The following is a 24,363-nucleotide window of genomic DNA, read 5'->3' as shown; positions in this document are numbered from 1 at the left end:
TGCTAAATGTCGTGTTTATATCGCTTCCTACTTCTTTCCGCCACTTCTACAGTGAGCCGCACCACCCCACCCGAACCCCTGAGAGATCCATGACATGCGCGTATACCGCAACGCCACCATTCGCACCGGCACCAACGGCGCCCCCGCCGCCCAGGCCATGGCCGTGGACGGCGAGCTGATCGTCGCCGTCGGAACCGAGGCCGACGTGCGCGCGGCGGCGGGCCCGGGAGCCGAGCTGGTGGACCTCGACGGCGCCGCCGTCCTGCCCGGCCTGTACGACGCCCACATCCACACGGCCCAGTACGCCCAGAGCCTCGGCGCGGTCGACCTGCGCGACGTGCGCTCGCTGGACGAGGCCCTGGCCAAGGTGGCCGAGCACGCGGCCACCCTGCGGCCGGGCGCCTGGCTGTTCGGCGGACGGTGGAACAGCAACATCTGGAACCCGCCGGTCCAGCCCGACCGCCAGGCCCTCGACTCGGTCTGCCCCGACCTGCCCGTGGCGCTGCCCAACGTCGACGGCCACACCGTCTGGGCCAACTCCGCCGCCCTGCGGATGGCCGGGATCGACGCCTCCACCCCCGACCCGGTCGGCGGCGAGATCGTCCGGGACGCGTACGGGGAGCCCACCGGCATCCTGCGCGAGTCCGCCTCGTACCCGCTGCGCGCCCTCATGGTCTCCGGCGACCTGCGCGACCGGCTGCGCGCCGGCCAGGAGGAGCTGCTGTCGTTCGGGCTGACCAGCGTGCACGACATCGACGGCGAGGACTGCCGGGCCGCCTACCTGGAGCTGCGCGACGCCGGCGAGCTGAAGATCCGCGTGCACAAGGCGATCCCCACGGTCGCCCTGGAGGCCGCCATCGCCGAGGGCCGCCGTACCGGCCAGGGCGACGACTGGGTCCGCACCGGGCCGGTCAAGGTGTTCAGCGACGGCGCGCTCGGCTCGCACACCTGCCACATGCACGAGGCGTTCGCCGGTGAGCACGACAACACCGGCATCGCGGTCACCCCGTACGAAGACCTCGTACGGATCTTCAGCAAGGCGGCGGCGGCCGGCATCGCGGTCGCCACGCACGCCATCGGCGACCGCGCCAACCGGCTGGTCCTCGACGCCTACGAGGCGATCGGGCCCACCGCCGGCCTGCGGCACCGCATCGAGCACGCCCAGCACCTGCGTCCCCAGGACCTGACCAGGATGGCCAGGCTGGGCGTCGTCGCCTCGATGCAGCCGGTGCACTGCACCACCGACATCGCCCTGGTGGACTCGCTGCTCGCCGGCCACGACCTGGCCTCCTACGCCTGGCGGGGCATGCTCAACGCCGGGGTCGCACTGGCCTTCGGCTCCGACGCGCCGGTGGAGAGCCCCGACCCGTGGGCCGCACTGTACGCCGCGGTCACCCGTACCCGGCAGGACGGCACGCCCGCCGGCGGCTGGCAGCCCGAGCAGCGGCTGAGCATGGCCGAGGCGATCACCGCGCACACCCTCGGCGCCGCGTACGCGGCCGGCGAGCAGGACCGCAAGGGCGTGCTCGCGCCCGGCATGCTCGCCGACTTCCTCGCCGTGGACACCGACCCGTACCTGGAGCCGCCGGAGGCGGTGCTGCGCACCCAGGTCCTCACCACCGTCGTCGGCGGCGAAGTCCGCTGGCAGCGATCCTGAAGGAGCACCCCCTCGTGAACATCCGCACTCTCTCCGCCCTCGCCGCCGGCGCGCTGCTGGCCGCCACCACCGCCTGCGGCGCCCAGTCCCTGGACGGCGGCGGCGGCGACGCCACCGCCCCCGCGGACGGCGGCGCGGCGGCGGTCACCCTCGACCAGGCCCCCACCGAGGAGAAGGCGGCCGACGTGATCAACGCCATCACCCCGGACCAGGCTCTCGCCGCCAAGGCGCCCGCCCGCCTGAAGACCCAGGGCCTGAAGGTCGTCACGTCCGTCGGCTACCCGCCCATGGAGCTGTACGCCACCGACGGCAAGACGGCGATCGGCTTCGACCCGGCGCTGGCCAGGGCCATCGCCAGGAAGCTCGGCGCCAAGGTGACCATCTCCGACGAGGAGTTCAACTCCCAGATCCCCGGCGTGCTCACCGGCCGCTACGACTTCGTCATCTCCTCGATGAGCGACACGCCGGAGCGGCAGAAGCAGGTCACGTTCGTGGACTACGTGCAGGCCGGCGCCGGTCTGCTGGTCAAGAAGGGCAACCCGGCCAAGATCGGCGGCCCGGCCGAGCTGTGCGGCAAGACGGTGTCCGTCGTCGACAACGGCTCGTCCATGGAGCTGGCCGAGCAGTACGACGCCGACTGCAAGAAGGCCGGCAAGGCGGCCGTGAACATCCTGAAGTTCCCCGGCGACCAGGAGGCCCTGATCCAGGTCACCGGCGGGCGGGCGCAGGCCACCATCACCGACTACGTGGTGGCCGCCAGCAAGGCCGCCGACCCCAAGCTCGACGTCGAGGCGATGGCCCTGGAGGGCACCGAGAGCCCGTGGGGCATCGGCATGAAGCCCGACGACAAGGAGCTCGTCGACGCGGTGAAGGGCGCGCTCGACTCGCTCATCGCCGGTGGCGAGTACGCCAAGCTGCTGAAGGCGTGGAACCTGGACAAGCTGGCCGTCCAGTCCGCTGTCGTCAACGGCGGTAAGTGACCATGCGCACGGAACCCTTCACCGGGCCGTCCGGGGAGCACGTCCCGGTCGCCAGGACCCGCCACTGGGGCCGCCTGCTGGCCGCGGCCGTCGTGACGGCGATCGCCGGCTGGCTGGTCTACCTGGTCGTGGTGAACCCGCGCCTCGACTGGGGCAAGGTCGCCGAATACCTGTTCAACGACCGCATCCTGGCCGGGGTCTGGGTCACCATCGAGATCTCGGTGCTGGCGACCGTGCTGGGGCTGGTGCTCGGCGTCGCCGTGGCGATCATGCGGCTGTCGCACAACCCGGTGCTCAGCGGGCTGGCCACGCTCTACATCTGGTTCTTCCGCGGCACGCCGGTGCTGGTGCAGCTCATCTTCTGGTACAACCTGGCCTTCCTGTTCCCCGAGCTGGTGCTCAAGGTGCCGTTCACCATGATCGGCGTCAAGTGGGACACCAACGAGGTGATGACCGGTTTCACCTCGGCCATGCTGGGGCTCGGGCTGAACCTGGCGGCGTACTTCGCCGAGACCGTACGGGCCGGGATCCAGGCCGTCGACCACGGGCAGACCGAGGCCGCGTACGCGCTGGGCATGACCCCGGCCAAGCGCATGCGCGTGATCGTGCTGCCGCAGGCGCTGCGGATCATCATCCCGCCCACCGGCAACGAGTTCATCTCCATGCTGAAGACCACGTCGCTGGTCTACGTGGTGGCCGGGCACGACCTGATGACCAACGCCAGCCAGATCTACAAGGCCAACAACCTGATCATGGAGCTGCTCATCGTGGCGAGCCTGTGGTACATGCTGATGACCGCCGTCGCGACCTTCCTCCAGGGCCGCCTGGAACGCCGGTTCGGCTCCGAGGCCGTACGGCTGGTCCGCGGCGGCGGGCTGGCGGCCCGGATCCTGCCGAAGGCGGCGGCGTGAGCCCCGTCGTGCACGCCACGGGCGTGCGCATGGGCTTCGGCGACACGCAGGTGCTCAACGGCGTCGACTTCACCGTCGCGCCGGGCGAGGTGAGCTGCGTGATCGGGCCGTCCGGATCGGGCAAGTCGACCTTCCTGCGCTGCGTCAACGGGCTGGAGCCGGTGCTCGGCGGCAGCCTGCGGGTGCTCGGCGAGGAGGTCGGGCACAGCCTGCGCGAGGGCCGCTACCGGCCGTGGACGCCCAAGGAGTTCGCCGTCTTCCGCCGCCGGATCGGCATGGTGTTCCAGCGGTTCAACCTGTTCGCCCACCAGAGCGCCCTGGAGAACGTGGCCTGCGCCCCCGTCCACGTCCTCGGCGTCTCGGCGGAGCGGGCGCGGGCGACCGCGATGGAGCACCTGGAGCGCGTCGGCCTGGCCGCGCACGCCCACAAGCGGCCCCACCAGCTCTCCGGCGGCCAGCAGCAGCGGGTCGCCATCGCCAGGGCGCTGGCGATGAGCCCGGAGCTGATGCTGTTCGACGAGCCCACGTCCGCGCTCGACCCCGAGCTGGTGGACGAGGTGCTGGAGGTCATGCGCGGCCTGGCCGCCGACGGCATGACGATGGTCGTGGTCACCCACGAGATCGCCTTCGCCAGGGAGGTCGGCGACCGGCTGGCCTTCTTCGCCGACGGGGTCGTGGTCGAGAGCGGCCCGCCGGCCGAGCTGCTGGCCAACCCGGGGCACGAGCGGACCAGGGCGTTCCTGTCCAGCGTCCTGACCCAGGACCGCACCTGACGGCGAGGGGGCTCCGCCCGCCGGAGCCCCCTTCCCTCCCTTCTAGCGCGCGCTGAACCGCAGGAAACCGGCCGTCTGCGTCACCAGGACGAGCAGGGAACCGGCGATCAACGCCAGCCACAGGCCCCGCAGCCCCCACGCCCCCGCCGCCGGACCCGCCACGGACGCCAGCAGGCCGTTCCCCAGGACGGCCGACCCCAGCGTCCAGGACGACCGCCTGAGCGCCGTCAGCCCGGCCGACATCACGATCGCGCAGTGGTCGGCCAGGGCGTACGCCACCGACAACGGCGCCAGGCCGACCGCGGCGGCGAGCACGGCGGCGTCCGAGGTGAACAGCCCGAGCACCGCCTCCCCCGCGATGACCAGCACCAGCCCGCCGGCCAGCACGCCGGCGGCGGCGATCGTCAGGGCCGCCCGGTTCAGCCGGCGGGCCTCGCCCGGCAGGGCCGCCCTGGCGATCTCCGGCGTCGCGGCCTGCGCGACCGCGACGGCGGCCAGCCCGAGGAATCCGTGCAGCGACAGCAGGATGGCGTGCGCGGCGGCCCCCTGCGCCCCGGTCCGCGCGGCGGCGTACGTCACCCCGCCCATGACCGCGAACTTCACGACGAGCGTGGCCGACAGCGGGACGCCCACCCGCGCCATCCGCGCGATCTCCCGCCACCGCGGACGGCCCGGCCACGACGACCGCCCGGCCAGCTCGGGCAGGCGCAGCAGCAGCGTGTTGGACACCGCGACGGCCACCGCGGTGGACGCCAGCAGCGCCACCCCGCTGCCCTGGACGCCCATCCGCGGCACCAGGACGAGTTGCAGCACCACCCCCGTGGCCGTGCTCGACAGACCGGACCAGAGCACCAGCCGGCCGCGTCCGAGCGCGACCAGCACGCCGCCGGCGCCGCTGCCCGCCGCGTACAGCAGCACCTGGAGCGCCAGCAGCGGCGGCAGCGCCCCGAACTCGGCCACCACCTCGCCGGGCGCCCCGCCGATCCGCGCGATCACCGGGACGCCGAGCATGACCCCCGCGCCGGCCGTGCCGAGGGCGGCGGTGAGCCACCGCGCGTCCTTCAGGACGAGCAGCGCCTCCGCCGGACGATCCCGGCAGGCGGCGACGAACGGCGTCATCCCCCGCAGACCACCCGACACCGCGGCCGTCACGGGGATGAGCACCGCGTTGACCAGCGCGAAGGCCGCCAGTTGGGCGGTGGCCTGACGGCCGAGGAGGGAGGTGGTGACGAGCTGGGCGACGATCCCGGCGCTCATGGACAAGAACAGCGGGCCGGCCGCGGCGAGCAGCGCGCGATGAGGTGAGGAGGGCATGAAAAGCAAGATCCCGGGAGCGCCTGCTCGCCGGGATGCATGATCATTATATCGGTTCCTCTCCTTTTCTGCCTCTCAGCCGCCTTGGGGGCGGCCCGGGTTCAGGGGGCGTCCGGAACGGGGGTCGAGGATGACCGTCCGCCTGTCATCACGAGCGCGACGACGGGCCCGCGCGGACCGCCGCCGAAGGCGAGCGCCCCCGAGACGACGACCAGGCTCGCCGCCAGCGTCCCCAGTAGGAGCGGCCGGTCGAGCAGCACGGAATGCCCGAGACCGCCGACCAGGGCGCCCGCCGCCACGACCGCCGCCAGGACGAGCAGGCCGGCGGCCACCCGCCCGGGAGCCCGCGAACCCGTACCGGCCGCCGGCTCCGAGCGGTCGTCCAGACCCGTGCCGTCGTCCAGGCCCGTGCCGTCGTCCAGGCCCGTGCCGTCGTCCAGACCCGTGCCGTGGTCCGAGTCCATCTCGTCGTCCACGTTCATCTCGTCGTCCACGTTCTTCGGGCGCGGCACGGCCGGGTCAGCCGAACCTGACCTCCAGCCTGATCCGCTGGTTGGTCCCGCTCTGCTCGAAGTCGGCGGTGACCTGCGGGCCGAAGGAGGCCGATCCGGTCAGCTTCACCTGGAGCGGGTAGACCTTGCCGCTGGTGGCCGAGCGGTACGTCGCGGTGATGCGGTAGCGGCCCAGGGGCACGTCGACCACCGCCCAGCCGCTGTCGGTGTAGACCGGCGCGCGGCCGGAGACCACCTTGCCGTCGCTGCCGTCGATCAGCGGGCCGACCGGGGTCATCGTCAGCCGTACGTTCTCCTGGTCGACGTCCTCAGGAAGGTTGTCGAACCACAGGTTCGTGGCGACCAGGCCGCCGTAGTACCGGCCGTCGGCGCCCGGCCGCCTGCCCGTGACGCGCCAGGTGAAGTTGCGCACCCCGCCGGCGCTCGCCCGCACGGAGGCGGTCGAGGACGGCTCCAGGTCGAAGGTGTACTGCCGGCCGTGGAACTGCCGCGTCACCGAGGCGCTGACCAGCCAGGACGACGGTTCGCGTGGCAGTTGCGCCCGGTAGATGCCGTTGCCGTCGCTGTGCAGGACGATGTCGCTGTTGTAGTAACGCCGGTCCTTCACCACGACCTTCGCGCCCTGGACCGGCCGGCCGGCGGAGTTCACCACCTTGCCCCGCACCACGTACGCCGCCGCCCCCACGGTCGCGTCGGCCGCGTCGGCGGGGCCCGCCGCGCAACCGAGCACCGCGCTCAGGACGAGCGTCGCCCCCGTCCTGCCCAGAACCGACCGGGTCCTCGTCTGGCCCATCTTCTCCCCGTCCGCCGAGTGCGTTCTGTCCTGACCGGTCAGACCCTGGCCGCGGCCCCTTGGAAACGACTGGAAAGCACTGGAGACGGCCGGTCGGGGGCGCTCGACCGGGCCGTCCGCGGCTGGGGCGGTGGGCGAGCCTCGGCTACAGTGGAGAGGAGAACGTGTATAAGGGACCACGATTCAGGGAGGCAGAGCCCGTTGCGGCGGGCTCGTTGTTTTGAGAGTTCTGAGGAGCAGCCTGGGACAGGACGAGACCGGGGCCGTGTGGCGCGGCGCCCCCTACCCGGTCCTGGTGGTGGACACCGCGGGAGTCATCGCCCAGGCCAACGACGCGGCGCTGCGGCTGCTGCCCGAGGCGGTGCCCGGCGCGACGCTCGCGGACAGCGCTCCCGCCTGGCTCTCCCACGCCCACGCCTCCACAACCCGTCTCCCTGACGTCCCTCCCCTCGACGTCCCTCCCCTCGACGCCGCTCTTCCGGACGCCGCTCTTCCGGACGCCGCTCTTACGGACGCCGCTCTTACGGACGCCGATCTTCCTGAGGGGGTGCGCGGTTCCATCGGGGCGGCCACGTTCGAGGCGCGTCCGGTCCGCGACGGCGACGTGATCGCCTGGTGGCTGGCCGACACCACCGACCTCGAACGCGCCACCCAGGCCCTGCACCTCGAACGCGAGCGGACGTCGTTCCTCGACAAGGCCTCCGGCGAGCTGCTGTCCTCGCTCAACCTCGACCGCTGCCTGGAGGTGACCGCCCGGCTGGCCGCCCGCCACCTGGCCGACGCCGCGCTGGTCATCCTGCCGCCCTACCGGCGCCGGCACCCCATCGCGTACTGCGGGCCGGACGGCGTCGTCGTCCGCGAGGAGCTGGCCGTCGATCCCGAGGCCGTGCCGGGGCTCGCCGAGGCGCTGCAGGGCTACCCGCCGCTGCCCTCCCGCTGGATCGACCCCGCCGCCGCCCCCGGCTGGCTGGCCCGCGAGGGGCTCGGCGAGATCGGCTCGATGGTGGTGACCGCGCTGCCCGGTCACGGCGTCCCGGCCGGGGCGCTCGTGCTGCTGCGCGGCAGCGGCCAGGCGTGCTTCTCCGACGGCGAGGAGGTCTTCGCCCGGCTGTTCGCGGCCCGCGCCGGGGCCGCGATGTCGGCCGCCCGCCTGTACGCCGAGCAGGCCGACATCACCGAGACCCTCATGCGCGAGCTGCTGCCGCCCCGCGTGCGGAGCCTGCACGGCGTCGAGGTCGCCGCGCGCTACCGTCCCTCGGAGCACACCGCCCGCGTCGGCGGCGACTTCTACGACCTCCACCCGCCCGCCGAGCCCGGCGACGAGTCGCTGGTAGTGCTCGGCGACGTGGCCGGCAAGGGCCTGGAGGCGGCCGTGCTCACCGGCAAGATCCGGCACACCCTGCAGGCCCTGCTGCCGATGGCCGGCGACCATCAGCGCGTGCTCGAACTGCTCAACGGCGTGCTCCTCAAGGGCGGCGACCGCTCCCGGTTCGTCACGCTCGTCCTGGCCTCGATCCAGCGGGCCGGCAACCGCGTCCTGCTCCGGGTCACCAGCGCCGGGCACGCGCCGCCGCTCGTCGTGCGCGGCGACGGGCGCGTCGACGTGGCCAGCACCAAGGGCACCCTCATCGGCATGCTCGAACGCGTCACGAGCGTCACCGACACCGTGGTCCTCGAACCCGGCGAGACCTGCCTGCTCTACACCGACGGCATCACCGAGGCCATGGGCGGCCCGCTCGGCGACGAGATGTTCGGCGACGAGCGGCTGCAGGAGGAGCTGCGGCAGTGCGGCGGCATGCCGCCCGAGGCGATCACAGAGCGTGTGGAGATGTTGTCGTCCCAGTGGGTAGGGGGTGGCGATCACGATGACATGGCCGTCATCGCCATCACCGCGCCGCGCGGGGCACATCTGAGCGCGGTGGGAGGACACGGACGGGGAAGGTTCACCGCATGACGCACGCAGACGGACTCTCCGCCTGGCGCGAAAAACTCTGGGACGCCGCCGTCGCCGGCGACGAGTACGCCGCCACGGACGCCGCGCTCGCCGCGCTCGACCAGGACATCTCGCTGGAAACCCTGCTGCTGGACGTGGTCGCCCCCGTACAGGCCCGCGTCGGCCGGGAGTGGGAGAGCAACCAGATCACCGTGGCGCAGGAGCACACCGCCACCGCCGTCAACGAGCGGGTGCTGGCCGCCCTCGCCCACCACCCAGCCGCCCGCGCCGCCGCCGCGAACGGCCCGGCACGCGGGCGCATCGCCGTCGCCTGCATCGACGGCGAGTGGCACGCCATGCCCGCCCGCATCCTGTCCGAGGTGCTGCGGCTGCGCGGCTGGCGGGTCGACTACCTCGGCGCGCAGGTGCCGACGCCCCACCTCATCACCCACCTCCACCGCACGGCCTGCGACGTGGTGGCGCTGTCCAGCTCCATCCCCACCCGGCTGCCCGGCGCCCACGCCGCCATCACCGCCTGCCAGGCGACCGGCACGCCGGTGATGGCCGGCGGTGCCGCGTTCGGACCGGACGGCCGCTACGCCCGCCTCCTCGGCGCCGACGCCTGGGCCGCCGACGGCGCCGCCGCCGCCGACCGGCTCGCCGCCGGCCCGCTGCCCCGCCCCGTCGCCACCCGCCAGGCCGTGGACGACCTGCCCCACCTGGACGACCAGGAGTTCACCATGGTCAGCCGGTCGGCCCGGAGCCTGGTCAGGGACGTCATGGGCGGCCTGGAGGAACGCGTCCCGGCGATGGCGCACTACACGCCGCAGCAGCGCAGGCACACCGCCGAGGACATCCTGCACATCGTCGACTTCCTCGCCGCCGCGCTCTACGTGGACGACCCCGGGCTGTTCATCCGGTTCCTCACCTGGACGGCCGGCGTCCTGACCGCTCGCGGCGTCCCGGCGGGCACGTTGCTGCCGGCTCTCGACCTGCTGGACAGGCGGCTGGAGGACTTCCCGCGCGCCTCGGCCCTGATCGCTCAGGGGCGCGACGCCGTGAGCGCCGCGGCCTCCCCGACCCACGAAATCCCGCTCCCCGGCCACGGAAAGATCGCATGACCGCCTTCGCCCCCGACCCGCTGACCCTCGTCCAGGCCACGCCCCGCCCGGGGGTGCTGCGCGTCGCCGTCACCGGTGACCTGGACTACAACACGGCGCGAGAGCTCCTGACCACCGCCGTCGCCGCGCTCGCCGACGGCGGCCTGACCGACCTGCACCTCGACTTCGACGGGCTGCACTTCTGCGACTCCAGCGGCCTGTCGGCGCTGCTGATGATCCACCAGCACGCCGTGACGGCCGGCACCCGGCTGCACCTGGAGCAGCGCCCGCGGGTGCTGGAACGGCTGCTGGACGTCAGCGGCACGTACGAGCACCTCACCGGCGCCCCGGCCGGCGCCACCCAGCACTCCTTCACCCAGGACTGACCCCGCCGCCCGCCCGCCACCATCCGGCCGGCCGGGTTCAGGTTCAGCCGGCCGCGGCCTGGTCGCCGGCCGCGTCACCCCTCGTGCGGCGCAGGATCGCCGCCCCGGCCACCGCGGCGGCCACCGTGTCGCCCATGGCGATGTGGTCGGCCAGCCCCGTACGCCGCATCATGTTGGCGCAGATCGGCGGCGGACCGGCCACCGCCAGATCGCCGCCGGCGTCACGCGCCTGCTTCCACAGCGCGATGACGACGGACAGCCCGGTGGAGTCGAAGAACTCGATGCCCCTGAGGTCGAGCACGACCATCGGCGCCGCGCTCCCGCCGTCGCTGCTGTTGTCGCTGTTCCCGGCGTTCCCGGCGTTCCCGGCGTTGTGGCCGGCGGCCACGACGCCGAGCGCCCATTGCCGGAACTCGGGTTTCTGCATGAAGTCGAGCTCCCCGCTCAACCCCATGACCAGGCACCCGTCCGCCTGTCTCGTCTCCGCCCGCAACCGGGGCCCTCGCCAGCTCGTCTCGTCTTCTCCGCCGTCGATGCCACTCACCTCCCGGTGGGTCCTCTTCTACCCGGCCGATCCCCGGCCACGCCGCCGCCTTGTGAGAAGCGTACGCATCCCAAGTGCCGAGTGCCGCCCGGCGGAGCGATACGGGGTGAGATATCCGGTATGAAGCCGTGATGCAGGTAGGTTGGCCGACCATGGACGATCTCCGACGCCCGTTCCGCGCCCGCCCGCAGAAGCCCCGCACCGGCCGGGGCCGTACGCTCGCCTGTCTCCTGCTGGTGAGCGCGGCAGTCGCCGGGACGGGCGGATGCGGCGCAACGGCCACGACCGCCGCCCCCTCTTCGCCCTCCCCCGCCTCCGCCCCCTCCCCGGCCTCCGGGAAGGCGACGGGCGCCGCCCCGTCGGCGACGGCGAGCGCCGGCGCCTCCTCCGGCCAGGCGCTCCCCGCCCCCGGCGCGCCGCTCCCCACCGACCCCGCCCGCCTGGCGACGGCCCTGCGCGACACGACCACCGCGCTGAACGCGGCCATCGACCGCTGGCGCCCCCCGACGGGCACCCCGCCGCGGGACGTCGAGCTCCTGGCCCTCTACCAGCAGCGCCTCTACCGCCACGCCGCCCGCCACCGCGCCCTGGCCGACCGCGCCTTCGCCCGCCTGCCCGCCGCCCTCGCCGCCCAGGCCAAGGACAACGTCAGCGCCCTGCGCGGACTGCTCGCCCTGACCCGGCCCATCAAGCCGTCGGCCGTGTTCAAGGTCCAGCCGGCCCGCCCGGCCGCCGAACTGCTCGGCCACTTCAAGCGGGCCGAGCGCCGCTTCGGGGTGGAATGGGAGGTGCTGGCGTCGGTGATGTTCGTCGAGACCAAGTTCGGACGGGTACGCGCCGACAGCCACGCCGGAGCCCAGGGGCCCATGCAGTTCATGCCGGCGACCTGGCGCGCGTACGGGATGGGCGGCGACGTCCAGAACCCCCGGGACGCCGTCATGGCCGCGGCCAACTACCTCCACGCCAGCGGCGCGCCGCGCGACTACCGGCGAGCCCTGCACGCCTACAACCCGTCCCAGGCGTACGTGGACGCCGTGCTCCTGCACGCCCGCCAGATGCGCCGCGACCCGCGCGCCTACCACGCGTACTACAACTGGCAGGTCTTCGTGCTCACCACAGCAGGCGAACGCCGCCTGACCGGCCCCAAGTAACCCGCCGGTCGCGCTATCGGACCGGGCCGTAGTCCGGCAGGGGGTGGGTGGTCCTGGTCTGGACGTGGCGTTCCACCGCGCTCATGGCCCTCATCAGCGGGAGGCGGACCAGGGCGTCCCGGACGCATCGGCCGCCCTCGGTTCTCGGCACCATGAGACGGACGTTCGGGCCGATCTGCTGCTTCCTGGTCACCAGCGGACGATGGGCGGCCTCGTACCGCGCGAAGGCGACCCGGTGCTCGCCACCGGCGGCGGCGAGCTCTCCCGCCAGCCGGTACGCCCCCACCAGGGCCAGCTCCGCGCCCGCGCCCGAAGCCGGCGAGGCGCACCAGGCGGCGTCGCCGACGAGCGCGACACGGCCCTCGGACCACGCGTCCATGTGCACCTGGCCCAGCGCGTCGAAGTAGAAGTCGGGGTCGGCCAGGGCCGAGTCGAGCAGTTCCCGGGTACGCCAGGCCGTCTCGTCCCCGAACGTCCGACTCACCAGCCGCTTGTGCTCGGCGACGTCCCGGCGGTCGTAGTCCAGCGGCGCGGAGCGGAAGATGAAGTACGCCTTGGCCTGCGGGTGGTTGCCCGACCGGTAGACGCCGGCCATGCGGCCTGGCGTGTTGAACATCGTGACCCAGCGGTCCTCCCCGAGCGCGGCGTCGGCGTCGGCGAAGGCGAAGTAGTGGTCCTTGTGCCGGACGAACTCCTCCTCCGGCCCGAAGGCCAGCCGCCGCACGCGGGAGTGCATGCCGTCGGCGCCGACGACCAGGTCGAAGGTGCGGGCGGGCGCGTGCTCGAAGGCGACCCGCACACCTTGCCCGTCCTGGTCCAGGCCGCTGATCGCGTCGCCGAACATGATCTCCACGTCGGTCGCCCCGCGCAGCAGCGCCACCAGGTCGCCGCGCATGATCTCCACCGAGCCGGGGTCGCGGGTGTCGACGCGGGCGACGGGCCGGCCGCCGGCGTCCACGAACTTCATGCCGCGCACGTCGGCGGCCAGCGCGCGCACCCGCGGCATGATGCCCATCCGCGTGGCCACCTCGACGGCGTGGTCACGCAGGTCCACACCGTTGCCGCCGGCGCGCAGGCGCGGGGCGCGCTCGACGATCGTGGGCCGGAAGCCCAGCCTGGCCAGCCAGTGGGCCAGGGCCAGCCCGGCGATGCCGGCCCCGGAGATCAGGATGCGCTCGTTCACCAGGGCTCCTCGGGGTACAGTAACTGAAATAAGCGTTCCAGTTAACTATGTGGAATGAGCATTTCAGTTGTCAACACCCGCTGAGCCCAAGCGCCGCGCCGACGCCGTGCGCAACCGCCGACTCGCCCTCGACGCCGCCATGACGCTGCTGGCCGAACCCGGCGCGATGCTCACCGTCGAGGCCATCGCCAAGCAGGCGGGGCTCGGGGCCGCGACCGTCGTACGCGCCTTCGGCGGCAAGGACGCCCTGCTGGACGCCGCCGTCTCCCGTCTGCTCGAACCGGTCGTCCAGCGCGCTCGCGACCTGCTCGCCGAGACCACGGCCCACCAGGCCCTGCGGACCTTCCTCCGCGAGCTGATCGCGTTCCAGACCGCCCACCACGCCGTCAACGACCAGCTCGACGGCCTGGACCTGCCGGCCACCACCGCCCTGCGCGCCGGGCTGGCCGCCGCCGTCGAGGAGATGATCGAGGGGGCGCGCCGCGAGGGAGCGATCCGCACCGACCTCGACCCCGCCGTCGTCACGACGCTCCTCGGCCGGACCGCCCTGGCCGTCGCCCGCGCCCAGCCTCCCTCACAGGCACTCGCCGACGCCTACCTCACCGTCTTGCTGGACGGCCTGCGCCCCGGCCGATGACCGCTCAGCCCGGCGATCACTTATTGACGCAGTACTCGATCTTCGCGGCGGCCATCGTGATTTTGACGACCCGCTTGCCCAGCCATTTGTTCTGGAAGTCGCAGAAGTAATCCCAGGTGCCGTCGCTGTAGTCGATGTAACCGGACCAGCCGCCGGGCTCCAGCTTGTAGCCCTTGGAATTGAGCGAGTAGTCACCGCTGCAGTTCTTGCTCCAGCTGCCGATGCTGCCGTCCGACTTCCAGTACTTGTAGACCAGGTAGCTCGACTGGCACCACGCCGACGCCGACGCGGCGGCCGAGCCGGGGGTGGCCACGATCGTCAGAGCCGCTCCGGCGGCGGCCGCCGTGGCAAGCAGTTTCCTCGTCCGATTTCCCGTTCCGAACATTTCTCGTCCTCTCCGGCCGTGCGGAACCACGGCGACACCGCTGTTCGGCGATATCACCGGACCCGGTGCGCCCCGATGACGGGAAGCCTGCCCCACCCGCAACACGCCCCACAATGCCTTTTAGCCCAGGCTAAAAAGGGTCGCGCCCGGCCCGGGAGGTCGAAATGCCGAATCGCAGAACATTCCTGAACGCAATCACCGCGTCATTCTTGGCATTCGCCGTTCAACCGGCCGCGCTCGCCGCTGCGGACCACAATCGCGACCGGCTCACCGCACGGTTCCCGGGCCGCCGGCACCGGTCTCTGGGCGTGCGATCCGCTCCCCGGTGGGCCGCTGGCGGTCTGATCGGCCTGCGTCCGGCGCAGCCGGCGGGAGGCGTCGGGCCGGTGTGGGTGCTGCTGTCGCCCCCGGACGCCGTCTGCGCGCCGCCGCCGACGCTCGCCGAGGTCAGGGGCTGAAGGCATCGGCGGCTTCGTCCAGGGCGCGGAAGGAGATCCGGGTCGCGGCCAGGTCGGGATCGCGGACGTACTTCTTCGCCTCGGACACCGGAACCACCCGCCGGTGCCGGATCTCGAACCGCGGCGCCCAATCGTCAAGCCGGACCTCCGCACGCCAGTAGGAGCGGACGAGGACCAGGCCGAGCTCGCGCCCGCGCACGCACTCGCTGCGGGAACACCCGAGCAGGCGACTGCCGGTGACCGTGACGCACGCTTCCTCGAGCATCTCCCGGCGCAGGGTCTCCTCTATCGTCTCCGTGCCCTCAGGCCGTCCGGCCGGGAAACCCCAGTGCTCGCCGTCATGACTGATGAGGACCAGCCCGCCGGCAGCCGTCACGCAGACGCCGGCGGCGCCGTTGGACCGGCCTTCCTGCGGGTCGTCGACCGGGTGCCAGGACACCAGCCAGTCCTGGCCGTTCGAACGCATGGGCATGCGCTCCCCGTCACGAGCAGCGACCAAAGCTGCCATACGACCCTCCTCGGACGCGCGATCACCGACAGACATCGAAGACGGCATTCGGACCACCTGGAACCGCCCTCCGACTGTCTGTCCCGGACCGGCAGCCTCCCAGCCGGACGGCCCCCCACTCCGCCTCGCACGGACGTGACGCACACCACAGGGGAACAGCGTCACAGGATCCCCTGGATCGGAGTCTCCATGGACAAAGCGGCGACACCTCAACCGCCCGACTCGGAAGGAAACCCCGCCCATGAACGAGCACACGTCACAGCCGAAGGTGGCCCTGATCACCGGCGCGAACAAGGGAATCGGCCGCGCGGTCGCCGAACTGCTGGCCGCACGGCAGGTGACCGTCCTGGTCGGCGCCCGTGACGCGCGCCGCGGCGAGGAGGCCGCGGCGGCGATCCGCGCCACGGGCGGCGACGCACACGCGCTCGAACTGGACGTCACCGCCCCCTCCACCGCCCGGGCGGCCGCTTCCTGGATCGACGAGCGCTTCGGCCGCCTGGACGTGCTGGTCAACAACGCCGGCATCACCGGATCGGGCCAGGCCGCGCCCCAGGACGCCCTGGACCGTGTCCCCAGTGCCGTGGACGTGGAGCTGGTCCGCGAGGTGTTCGAGACCAACGTCCTCGGAGTGATCAACGTGACCAACGCGGTGCTCCCGCTGCTGCGGCGATCCCCCGCCGCACGGATCGTCAACCTCTCCAGCCACGCCGCCTCGCTGACGCTGACCGCCGAGGTCGACGGGCCCCTGTCGGGGCTGACGTCAGCGGCCTACTCGCCGTCCAAGGCCGCGCTGAACGCGCTGACCCTGCAGTACGCAAACGAGCTACGTAAAGAGAACATCCTGGTCAACGCCGCCGCCCCTGGTTACGTCGACACCGACATCAACGGCCACAGCGGCTTCCTCACCCCGGCGCAGGGCGCGGCCGTGGTGGTGCGCCTGGCCACCCTCGGCGAGGACGGCCCCACCGGCGGATTCTTCAGCGAGGACGGCCCCCTGCCCTGGTGACGATCCGGCAAGAGGACGCGGCCGATGCATCGTCATCAGAGGAGGCTGCGGCGGCGGCCGTCCGAACCGGTCACGGCCGGGCGGTCGCCGCCATGGTGGCCGCGGTCAGCGCGGCGAGCAGGGCCCAGGCGGGCGCGAAGCCGCCGGTCAGGTCCGTGAGCAGGCCGAGCACAGGTGGCGTCAGGACGATCGCCACCTGGTTGACGGCCATGGCCAGCCCGAGGACGGATCCGGTGTGGTCCGGCGGCGCCGATTCGGCGGCGTAGGCGATCCAGGGGCCGTACCAGCCGATTCCGAAGAAGCCGAGCCAGCTGAACAGCAGGCACGCCGCGACGGGAGATCGGCCGACGGGGGTGGCCAGCAGCGTCATCCCGATGATCACGGCGGCCAGGCACGTCATGACGCAGGCGTAGCGGCCGGAGCTGTGCCGGTCGCTCCACGCCGCCAGGCAGACCCGGCCCAGCGCGCCCGCGCACTGGACCGCGACGTAGACCAGGGCCGCCGAGGCGGCGTCCATGGACGCCACCTCATGCGAATACAGCACGGTGAGGACGCCCACGCCGCTGTGCACCGCCACCATGCTCGTGCCGGACAGGATGACCTTCTTCAGGTACGGTCCGCGCAACAGCTCCAGCCGCACACGGGACGCGCCCGGCACCGGCCGCCGGTCCGGCGGATGACGACAGAGGGCCATGAAGACGACGGCGCCCGACAATGCGACGAGCGCGCCGGCCACGAACGTCGACCGCCGGCCGAAGCTCGTCGCCAGCGTGGGAAGCACGAACGCGGCGAGGACGCCGCCCAGCGGAAGCCCCGCCTGACGAATCCCCATGGCCAGCCCGCGCTTCGAGGCATCGAACCAGGACGCCACCAACTTGCTCCCACCCGGCTGAACGGCGCTGTACCCCGCACCCACGACCAGCAGGACGACGACCAAGGAGACGTACCCCGTCGTCGCGCTGCCCGCCGCCAGCGCGGCGGCGACCACGAGAGCGCCGATCCCGACGACCCAGCGTTCGCCGTGGCGGTCCAGCAGCCGTCCCGCCACGAGCAGCCCGGCCAGCGGAAGCAACTGGGCCGCCGACTGCAGCAGGCCGAGCTGGGTCGTGTTCAGCCTCAGGTCCCGTTGCAGGTGGACGCTCATCGCGCCGATGCCCTGCACGAAGAACGCGGACGCGGCCTGCGTGAAGGTCGCGACCCCCAGAATGATCCAGCGGTATCGCGATGTCCTCACGGCTTCCAGCACAGCAGGGGATCGGGGTGGTCGGCGAAGCCGAGTCGCCGGTAGAGCGGTTCCGCCTCGCGGGAGGCGGTGAGATCGACCCGTACGGCGTCCCGGTCGCGGAACCAGTCGAGCAGGCCGAGCATGATCGCCCGGCCGTGCCCACGCCGCCGGTACGACGGGTCGGTGACCATGCCGATGACATGGCCGATCCTGCCGTTGCGGGAGTGGGGGCCGGGGAACCACTGTTCGATCGTGCCGATGCCGCAGGCGGCCAGGCCGGTGTCGCCGTCCACGACCAGGATCCGGCAGTCGGGTTCGGCCAGCTTCCGCTTGAAGACCCGGGCGAGCGCGTCGCGCCACTCATCATCGGCGTCCGCGGGGTTGAAGAAGTCGCCGCCGAGGTCGTCGAAGAGCAGCGCCCGGAGGCGGACGAGTTCCGGAACATCCTGTTCCGTTGCTGTTCGCGTCATGACGTACAGGCTGATGTAATGCCCTTGTGCACCTCAACCCTTACGGCGCGGACGTGGTGAACTTCGCCGCGGAACTGGCGAACCGCCCACCGGCGACCGCCGACGAACTCGCCCATCGCTGCCGTACGGCCGGTCTGGTGCTGGAACGCCCGGTCGAACCGTCGGATCTCGACCAGACCCTCGCCGTCATCGCCGCCTGGACCAACGTCGTCGACGCCACGGGCGAGCGCGAGAAGGCCGAGCTGGTCAACGAGATGCTGGCCCAGTCGGCCGCCTACCCCCGGATGACCGACCACGCCCACGGCTGGCACCTGCACTATCGCGACGACCTGCAGCCGCTCGGCGCGGTGCTGTTCGCGCTGATCTCCGTCGGCACGGCGATGCACCTGGTCAGCCGGGGCATGGACCGGCTCGGACGGTGCGCCGCCGCCGGCTGCGACACGATCTTCGCGGACACCTCACGCACCGCACGCCAGCGCTACTGCTCCCCCTCGTGCGCCAACAGAGACGCAGTACGCCGCCACCGCGCCCGCCACTCCACCCCTCTTACCTGACATTCACGTCGTCACCTGTACCACCGCCCTGCTGTCCGCCTTCGCGCTCACCCCCAGGCCGGTGAGCCACTTCGAAGGCAGGCCGAGCCCCTCCCCCCGCACGCCTCAACCGCCTGAACCGACACCGCCCTCCTCACCGAGGACCCGCCACGTCCTCGAACATGCACACAGGAGGGAGCCCCTTCGCAGCGATCCCGCCCTGGTGACCGGGCCAACGGGTGCCGAATCCGGGCGAGGGGTGACGGCGCAAGGCGGCTAGGGCGCGGATCCGGACATGTCCCGACGTTGAGCGGGATCAGCGGCTCCGGCGGCGCACTGACGTCGTAACGAGGTCGTGTGCACTCAACACCCAGCCAGTGCACTGGCGTCGTAACGAGGTCGCGTGCGCCCAGCGTCCAGCCAGCACACGCCTCGACCTCCGCCCTGATGAACCCCTCCCCCTCACCGCCGACCTCCACCCCGCAGGCGGACGTCGCAAAAGTCAGTCATCCGACTAACTACAGGAGCGCAAGTCGTGCTACCTTGTACTCAGTCAGTCAGCCAACTAACTCTTAACATCGAGGTACTGCCATGATCGTCGTCACAGGAGCCACCGGAAATGTCGGCCGCACGCTGGTCCGCATCCTCGCGGAGCAGGGCCACGAAGTGACCGCCGTCTCCCGCCGCATCACCAATGCCGACGTACCACCCGGAGTCCGCACGATCTCCGCCGACCTCTCCCAATCGCCCGCCGACCTGCCTTCCGCGCCGGACGCGGTCTTCCTCCTCATCGGCGGTGACCTGATGATGGCCGGCGACCCCGCCCGGGTCGTCGCCCAGTTCGCGGACTCCGGAAGGATCGTCCTGCTCTCTTCCCAGGGAGTGGCCACCCGCCCGGACTCCTTGTCACACGGAAAGGCCTTCGCCGCCTTCGAACAGGCCGTCATGGACTCCGGTACCGACTGGACCATCCTGCGCCCCGGCGGCTTCGCCTCCAACGCCTACGCCTGGGTCTCGTCCGTCAGGACGAGCCGCACGATCGCCGCGCCCTTCGCCGAGGTCGGCCTCCCGGTCATCGACCCCGACGACATCGCCGCCGTGGCCGCCACCACCCTGACCCAGCCCGGCCACACGAAGGCGATCTACGAACTGACCGGCCCCGCGCCGACCACCCCACGCGAGCGCGCGGCCGCCATCGGGGACGCCATCGGCGAGCCCATCACCTTCATCGACCAGACCCGGGAAGAGGCCCGGGCCCAGATGCTCACCTTCATGCCCGCCCCGGTGGCCGACACCACCCTCGACATCCTCGGCACCCCAACCCTGCGCGAACAGACCGTCAGCCCCGACGTCCAGAAGATCCTGGGCCGCACTCCCGCCACCTTCGCCGACTGGGCCAAGCGCAACGCCACAGCCTTCCACTGACGGCATGAAGGATGTCGCATGAGGCCGTTCCGGAGTAGAAGCAAGAGCCGCTCGATGGAAAAGGGAAGCCGCCTTGACGTGGCGGGTGACGGGCAGCAACGGCCGGCCCCCTGAGGCGGTTGCGGGCTCTACAGAGATCCCGGCATCACCTTTCAGGAGGCCCCCTCCAGACGGCGGCAACAGCTTCCGGTCTGACAGTCGGCCAAGGCCGATCTGGCCAACGGTGGGCATCTCAACGCAGTTGAGGCGTGGGAAGATCGTCCCCTCTTCCGCAATCGCCGCGCAGCGGCACAGACGCACACGGGCACTGAAGCCACGACTACTCTCATGGGAGTCGTGCACGCGCCGGCAGTTCTTCGTTATCGCAGATTCCTGGTCCGCGCGATGATGACAAAAATCGCGACCAGGGCGACGGCGATCCCGGCGAACAGACGGCTCAGCCCCGTCTGTCTTCGAGTCGTCACGATCGAGGCCGTCACGGCGCATACCGCGGCCAAGGCGGAGACGACCCCGATCACCCACAGCGCGTCCAATTCCACGACCTGCAATCTCTCGCTGCAACTGGTTCGTGTTCCAGGATGAGCCGGTTGCGGCGGACTCTTGATCACTTATGTCTGCAGCGATCCGATCAATCGGGCTCGCGGGCGCGGCATTCGGGAGTGTCGGGATGTTTCAAGGAAATTCCTACCCGCCGCCTCCGCCGAGACGTGTCAATACAGAAACAGCTCCAGCAGCATATCGGGCGCCACTATGTCATTCAAGGCGTGCTCGCGATACCAACCCCGGTGATACCAAGACCGCAGAAGCCTGGTTGCATCGTCAGAACCGGAATCAGCTATTGACTGACGCACTGATGAGCACTGTGATCCAGGCATCGACGGAAATCGATCTGGAGCACGCTGCCGCAGCACGTACAGAGCCCAAAGACTCCGCAGGGAGCTGATCGAGCAGGCTCGCGCCGACGCCCTGGAACCGGTCGGCTGCCTGCGCAGATGGCCCATTCAGCCCTCGCCCCACTACGAGTAGGGGGCACAGACACCCCTTCGACGATTGAGCGTTCGTCCTCCTCGTCAGCTTCATGGTTTAGATCACGAACCCACAGAGATCCCATCGACCACACCGAGAAGCCCGCGTGGAAAGTGAATCCGATGTCAGAAGAAGTGCTCGTGCAGCCCTTCCCCGCCAGATCAGAAACCACCTCATCCATGAATCGGTAGGTCAACTGCACGCCCTCGAAGAACCCGATCCCCGCCCTTTACCAAGGCCACGCCTGCGCCGGGAAGTATTTCCATACGTCAAAGTCTGTCGCGGACTACCTGGCCAACCTGAGGCGTGTCCTCGGCGACACTGGCTCATTGTGTGTGGCCGCTCAAGTCCCGCATTCGCACGTCGCCGTCACCGTCTCCGGTGACGGCGACCACTCTTCCAGCCACATGTCCGATCGCCACGTTCCCGACCCAGTTGGCGTATCTCATCCGTCTGCCCAGTGGTTCATGCGTACCGAGATCCCAAACCTGCACGGCACCGCCGTCATCGCCGTCACCACCACCGGCGAGGATGACTGACCGGCCGTCAACCTCTTCAATCACTACTGTCCTGACCCCATAGGTGAGACCTGTCGGTATCGGTGCACCGATGAGTCGGTGGGTGGCCAGGTCCCACACCGATATGTTCTCGTCGTCGGTGGAGACGACGACCTGTCTGCCGTCCACCTTCCCGAGCGCGACGTTCCCGACACCGGTAGCGCTGACTATCGGATCGCCCATCTGCTTGCGGGTGACCAGATCCCATATGCGTGTCGTACCGTCAACGCTGCCAGTGACGGCAACCGCTCGACCGTTCACCTCTCCAAGGGCCACGCTCAAGACGAGGCCGGTGTGTCCGACCAGCGGTTCGCCGACGGGCTCATGCGTGGCCAGATCCCAGACCCGCACAGGTAGCTTCCGGGTGGCGGCGTCGCCCCAATCTCCCGCAACGACGACGACGGCCCGACCGTTGACCTCCCCGACCGCCACCGCATCGACGCGGTCAGACTTACTGAGCCTCATCGGTTCGCCCACGAGTTCGCGTGTGGTCAGATCCAACACCCGTACGGCATCGTCGTAGCCGCCTATGACAGCTACCGGCCGACCGTCCACCTCCCCGAGCGCCAGCGTCAGGACACCGACCGGGTGAGCGACGATCGGTTCGCCGACGGGATCGCCCGTGGTCAGGTCCCACACCCGTAAGGCGGTGTCGTCGTAGCCGCTACCAGCGCTCACGGCGACCGGCCGGCCCTCCAGTTCCCCTACCGCCATCGCCACGACGGGGTCGTCGTGATGCCCCAGCAGAACCGAGGAAGGCCACACAGCGATGGTCAACGCCGCCACAAGCGCCAGCGCGACGATCCACGGGAGGTCTCGACGAAGGAGTGATGGCCGCGTCGATGCGGCTGACATACCCACGCCTTCACCGGCGGGGACCGTGTAGCCATCAGCCCAGAAGCCCATGGAACCGGGCGAAGTAGATGGGACAAATCGGTCGTCCACCGGGGGATCACTCACGCCCCGCCTGGCCGCACCATGTCCGGACGCGTCGTCCATGTCCAGCCGCACCAGATCAGACACCGCTCACCGTCCTTGTGGCCGGCTCTTACCTCGGGGCGGCCGGAGGAGTCATGCGATCACAGATGGCCGACAGTAATGGGAGTGGCCCGAGTGCGCTAGATCATGCGAGCGACTCGAACGCTCCGAGGGCTGAGCTCGAAGAAGGAAACCGTAGTCACCCGGCAACGCAGAAGGCCGCTCCCGATCACTCGGAAGCGGCCTTTGACCTGGTGGAGATGAGGGGATTCGAACCCCTGACCCCTTCGATGCGAAGGAAGACAGGCAGGTCCGGGTATGTCGATGTGAGTCGATCGGGGCGCCTCCTACCTCTTGGAAGGCCCCAAGGAGGAAGCGGAACGACTGAAGGAGTCGCAAGGCGGTGGCTCCCCAAATTGGCTCCCGTGGCTCTCCTCCCATGCCGAGGGAGAAGTCCTCATTCCTACCAGCATCGATGGCTCAGTGCGCGAACGACTCCCCGGCGCCTGCGAGGCCGAATGATCTCGCATTCGGCGCCAACATGCGCCTCTGCAGCTCGCACCCATACAGAGCCGGGGTGATCCCTGCGCGTGCGGGGCTGACGGGCCTCACCCCTTCCAGGCGTTGCCGGACTTCGGAAGATCCCCGCGCATGCGGGGCCGATCTGAGGGTGGTGGCAGAGCCTGCATGAACCAAGGGAAGATCCTGCGAGTGCGGAGCCGACACCCACCCGCCTGTGCCGCGGTCCGGTGGCCAGGGAAGATCCCTGCGCGTGCGGGGCCGCCCCCTCCAGGACCTTGCGGATGCTGCGCGCCGCGGGAAGACCCCCGCGTGTGCGGGGCCGACCGCTGCCAGTCCAGGTAGACGTCCTGGAAATGCGGAAGATCCCCACGCGCGCGGCCGACTTCCTCGCCGAGAGGTCGAGGTAGGTAGCCATGGGAAGATCCCCGCGCATGCGGGGCCGACGGTGAAATGCACGTTCACGTCGGAGTGCCCGAGGGAAGATCCCCGCGCGTGCGGGGCCGACATGATCCGGTAGGCGGTCTGGTCGTTGCCGAACGGAAGATCCCCGCGCGCGCGAGACCAACGTGGTGGCCGCCGCCTGGCGGTCCTTGAGTGCCGGAAGATCCACGCGCGTGCGGGGCCGACGCCAGGGCGGGTGCCGCCTGGAGAGGGAGACCCGGATGATCCCCGCGCGTGCGGGGCCCACCCCCAGCCCCGGGCACCCCTCGCGGGAGAGCGGGGACGATCCCCGCGCGTGCGGGGCTCACCGGTAGGCGGTGGGCGAGTCATCCTGACTCCTCGGACGATCCCCACGCGTGCGGGGCCGACGCCGCCGTGACCTCGTCAGACCCCTCGATGCCTGGACGATCCTCGCGCATGCGGGGCCGACGACAGGCCGGTGGTCCAGGACCTGGCGATGGCGGGACGATCCCCGCGCGTGCGGGGCCGACAGACCCCCATTCCCACGGGGGTCTCTTTGTGTGGGACGGTCCCCGCGCGTGCGGGGCCGACGACGTGGGGGACGGGCTGGGGCTCGGGGTGACCGGACGATCCCCGCGCGTGCGGGGCCGACCCCGATGGATCTGACAGAGACGGACCAGGCGGAGGACGATCCCCGCGCGTGCGGGGCCGACACCCGAAAAAGAAGCGGCGGATCCAGGTCCGCAGGACGATCCCCGCGCGTGCGGGGCCGACCGGACACTCCTAGGTAAACTCCCTAGAACACAGGGACGATCCCCGCGCGTGCGGGGCCGACGCCAGCTCGACCGCGGCCCCGGTGGCGTGGCTCGGACGATCCCCGCGCGTGCGGGGCCGACCTTTGTCAACGACGGCCGAATTCTGACCCCCTAACGACGGTTGAATCTTGACCCCCTGATGTTGTCGTTGACTACTGCTCGTGCTCGGATCGGGTCGG

Annotated in this window: 24 protein-coding genes and 1 CRISPR repeat array; of the genes, 13 read left to right on the top strand and 11 right to left on the bottom strand. The window is 71.1% G+C overall.

Annotation, left to right across the window (positions count from 1 at the left end; translation table 11 throughout):
- Nucleotides 1-94 precede the first annotated feature (94 nt).
- Genes ACIBST_RS30480 through ACIBST_RS30465 form a run of 4 tightly spaced genes read left to right on the top strand, consistent with a single transcriptional unit; the run spans nt 95 to nt 4,321 of the window.
- Entirely contained in the window at nt 95-1,657 is a 1,563-nt protein-coding gene (locus ACIBST_RS30480) for an amidohydrolase (protein ID WP_397176653.1), read from the top strand.
- Nucleotides 1,658-1,671: 14 nt separating this feature from the next.
- Nucleotides 1,672-2,637 (top strand): ABC transporter substrate-binding protein, encoded by a 966-nt coding sequence (locus tag ACIBST_RS30475; RefSeq protein ID WP_397176651.1) that lies wholly within the window; start codon nt 1,672-1,674, stop codon nt 2,635-2,637.
- Nucleotides 2,638-2,639: 2 nt separating this feature from the next.
- Entirely contained in the window at nt 2,640-3,548 is a 909-nt protein-coding gene (locus tag ACIBST_RS30470) for an amino acid ABC transporter permease (RefSeq protein WP_352322116.1), read from the top strand.
- 29 nt (nt 3,549-3,577) lie between these two features.
- Nucleotides 3,578-4,321, top strand: coding sequence for an amino acid ABC transporter ATP-binding protein (locus tag ACIBST_RS30465; protein ID WP_358301108.1), 744 nt, complete (start codon nt 3,578-3,580; stop codon nt 4,319-4,321).
- 42 nt (nt 4,322-4,363) lie between these two features.
- Here ACIBST_RS30465 and ACIBST_RS30460 read toward each other — a convergent pair whose 3' ends face one another.
- The 3 genes from ACIBST_RS30460 to ACIBST_RS30450 form a co-directional block, all read right to left on the bottom strand.
- Nucleotides 4,364-5,635 carry a hypothetical protein gene (locus ACIBST_RS30460; protein WP_397176650.1) on the bottom strand — a complete coding sequence of 424 codons (1,272 nt, stop codon included), beginning with the start codon at nt 5,633-5,635 and terminating at the stop codon, nt 4,364-4,366.
- 101 nt (nt 5,636-5,736) lie between these two features.
- Nucleotides 5,737-6,147: a hypothetical protein gene (locus tag ACIBST_RS30455; protein ID WP_397176648.1), complete on the bottom strand. Its 411-nt coding sequence runs from the start codon at nt 6,145-6,147 to the stop codon at nt 5,737-5,739.
- 7 nt (nt 6,148-6,154) lie between these two features.
- On the bottom strand, nt 6,155-6,940 hold the full coding sequence (locus ACIBST_RS30450) for a hypothetical protein (protein WP_397176646.1): 786 nt from the start codon (nt 6,938-6,940) through the stop codon (nt 6,155-6,157).
- A 220-nt stretch (nt 6,941-7,160) separates the two neighbouring features.
- Between ACIBST_RS30450 and ACIBST_RS30445 the strand changes: the two genes are divergently transcribed.
- Genes ACIBST_RS30445 through ACIBST_RS30435 form a run of 3 tightly spaced genes read left to right on the top strand, consistent with a single transcriptional unit; the run spans nt 7,161 to nt 10,359 of the window.
- The gene (locus tag ACIBST_RS30445) at nt 7,161-8,894 is read left to right on the top strand and encodes a PP2C family protein-serine/threonine phosphatase (protein WP_397176644.1); all 1,734 of its coding nucleotides are present in this window, start codon (nt 7,161-7,163) and stop codon (nt 8,892-8,894) included.
- Complete coding sequence (locus ACIBST_RS30440; RefSeq protein ID WP_397176642.1) at nt 8,891-9,994, top strand: B12-binding domain-containing protein; 1,104 nt, start codon at nt 8,891-8,893, stop codon at nt 9,992-9,994. The genes ACIBST_RS30445 and ACIBST_RS30440 overlap by 4 nt, the downstream gene beginning before the upstream one ends.
- Nucleotides 9,991-10,359: an STAS domain-containing protein gene (locus tag ACIBST_RS30435; protein WP_397176640.1), complete on the top strand. Its 369-nt coding sequence runs from the start codon at nt 9,991-9,993 to the stop codon at nt 10,357-10,359. The genes ACIBST_RS30440 and ACIBST_RS30435 overlap by 4 nt, the downstream gene beginning before the upstream one ends.
- Before the next feature lie 43 nt (nt 10,360-10,402).
- Here the strand turns inward: ACIBST_RS30435 and ACIBST_RS30430 are convergent, their stop codons facing one another.
- Nucleotides 10,403-10,903 (bottom strand): STAS domain-containing protein, encoded by a 501-nt coding sequence (locus ACIBST_RS30430; protein ID WP_397176639.1) that lies wholly within the window; start codon nt 10,901-10,903, stop codon nt 10,403-10,405.
- Nucleotides 10,904-11,055: 152 nt separating this feature from the next.
- On the opposite strand from ACIBST_RS30430, the gene ACIBST_RS30425 reads away from it, so the two are divergent.
- Complete coding sequence (locus ACIBST_RS30425) at nt 11,056-12,054, top strand: lytic murein transglycosylase (RefSeq protein ID WP_397176637.1); 999 nt, start codon at nt 11,056-11,058, stop codon at nt 12,052-12,054.
- Nucleotides 12,055-12,067: 13 nt separating this feature from the next.
- Here the strand turns inward: ACIBST_RS30425 and ACIBST_RS30420 are convergent, their stop codons facing one another.
- Nucleotides 12,068-13,237 carry an FAD-dependent monooxygenase gene (locus tag ACIBST_RS30420; RefSeq protein ID WP_397176636.1) on the bottom strand — a complete coding sequence of 390 codons (1,170 nt, stop codon included), beginning with the start codon at nt 13,235-13,237 and terminating at the stop codon, nt 12,068-12,070.
- A 67-nt stretch (nt 13,238-13,304) separates the two neighbouring features.
- Here ACIBST_RS30420 and ACIBST_RS30415 point away from each other — a divergent pair, with 67 nt between their 5' ends.
- A complete protein-coding gene (locus ACIBST_RS30415) occupies nt 13,305-13,874 on the top strand; it encodes a TetR/AcrR family transcriptional regulator (protein WP_397176635.1) in 570 nt (189 codons plus the stop codon).
- Nucleotides 13,875-13,890: 16 nt separating this feature from the next.
- Here ACIBST_RS30415 and ACIBST_RS30410 read toward each other — a convergent pair whose 3' ends face one another.
- Entirely contained in the window at nt 13,891-14,259 is a 369-nt protein-coding gene (locus tag ACIBST_RS30410) for a hypothetical protein (RefSeq protein WP_397176633.1), read from the bottom strand.
- A 308-nt stretch (nt 14,260-14,567) separates the two neighbouring features.
- Between ACIBST_RS30410 and ACIBST_RS30405 the strand changes: the two genes are divergently transcribed.
- On the top strand, nt 14,568-14,717 hold the full coding sequence (locus tag ACIBST_RS30405) for a hypothetical protein (protein WP_397176632.1): 150 nt from the start codon (nt 14,568-14,570) through the stop codon (nt 14,715-14,717).
- On the opposite strand, the gene ACIBST_RS30400 is transcribed toward ACIBST_RS30405, so the two are convergent.
- The gene (locus ACIBST_RS30400) at nt 14,707-15,225 is read right to left on the bottom strand and encodes an NUDIX hydrolase (RefSeq protein ID WP_397176631.1); all 519 of its coding nucleotides are present in this window, start codon (nt 15,223-15,225) and stop codon (nt 14,707-14,709) included. The two genes, ACIBST_RS30405 and ACIBST_RS30400, sit on opposite strands and share 11 nt — an antisense overlap.
- Before the next feature lie 241 nt (nt 15,226-15,466).
- On the opposite strand from ACIBST_RS30400, the gene ACIBST_RS30395 reads away from it, so the two are divergent.
- Nucleotides 15,467-16,231, top strand: coding sequence for an SDR family oxidoreductase (locus tag ACIBST_RS30395; protein WP_397176629.1), 765 nt, complete (start codon nt 15,467-15,469; stop codon nt 16,229-16,231).
- 70 nt (nt 16,232-16,301) lie between these two features.
- Here ACIBST_RS30395 and ACIBST_RS30390 read toward each other — a convergent pair whose 3' ends face one another.
- Together ACIBST_RS30390 and ACIBST_RS30385 are read right to left on the bottom strand one after the other, a co-directional pair.
- Nucleotides 16,302-17,465: an MFS transporter gene (locus ACIBST_RS30390; protein WP_397176627.1), complete on the bottom strand. Its 1,164-nt coding sequence runs from the start codon at nt 17,463-17,465 to the stop codon at nt 16,302-16,304.
- Entirely contained in the window at nt 17,462-17,926 is a 465-nt protein-coding gene (locus ACIBST_RS30385) for a GNAT family N-acetyltransferase (RefSeq protein ID WP_397176625.1), read from the bottom strand. The genes ACIBST_RS30390 and ACIBST_RS30385 overlap by 4 nt, the downstream gene beginning before the upstream one ends.
- A 26-nt stretch (nt 17,927-17,952) precedes the next feature.
- On the opposite strand from ACIBST_RS30385, the gene ACIBST_RS30380 reads away from it, so the two are divergent.
- Nucleotides 17,953-18,480, top strand: a complete 528-nt coding sequence (locus ACIBST_RS30380; protein ID WP_397176623.1) for a CGNR zinc finger domain-containing protein — start codon at nt 17,953-17,955, stop codon at nt 18,478-18,480.
- A 570-nt stretch (nt 18,481-19,050) separates the two neighbouring features.
- Entirely contained in the window at nt 19,051-19,884 is an 834-nt protein-coding gene (locus tag ACIBST_RS30375) for an SDR family oxidoreductase (RefSeq protein WP_397176621.1), read from the top strand.
- Nucleotides 19,885-20,243: 359 nt separating this feature from the next.
- Here ACIBST_RS30375 and ACIBST_RS30370 read toward each other — a convergent pair whose 3' ends face one another.
- Nucleotides 20,244-20,423, bottom strand: coding sequence for a hypothetical protein (locus ACIBST_RS30370; protein WP_397176619.1), 180 nt, complete (start codon nt 20,421-20,423; stop codon nt 20,244-20,246).
- Nucleotides 20,424-21,236: 813 nt separating this feature from the next.
- Nucleotides 21,237-22,490, bottom strand: a complete 1,254-nt coding sequence (locus tag ACIBST_RS30365) for a WD40 repeat domain-containing protein (protein ID WP_397176617.1) — start codon at nt 22,488-22,490, stop codon at nt 21,237-21,239.
- 530 nt (nt 22,491-23,020) lie between these two features.
- Nucleotides 23,021-24,265: a CRISPR direct-repeat array (repeat unit 28 nt; unit sequence GGACGATCCCCGCGCGTGCGGGGCCGAC).
- Nucleotides 24,266-24,363: the final 98 nt, after the last annotated feature.

The sequence above is a fragment of the Nonomuraea sp. NPDC049684 genome, from assembly GCF_044465345.1.
Classification (GTDB): domain Bacteria; phylum Actinomycetota; class Actinomycetes; order Streptosporangiales; family Streptosporangiaceae; genus Nonomuraea.
This window is presented reverse-complemented; position numbering and strand designations above follow the sequence as displayed.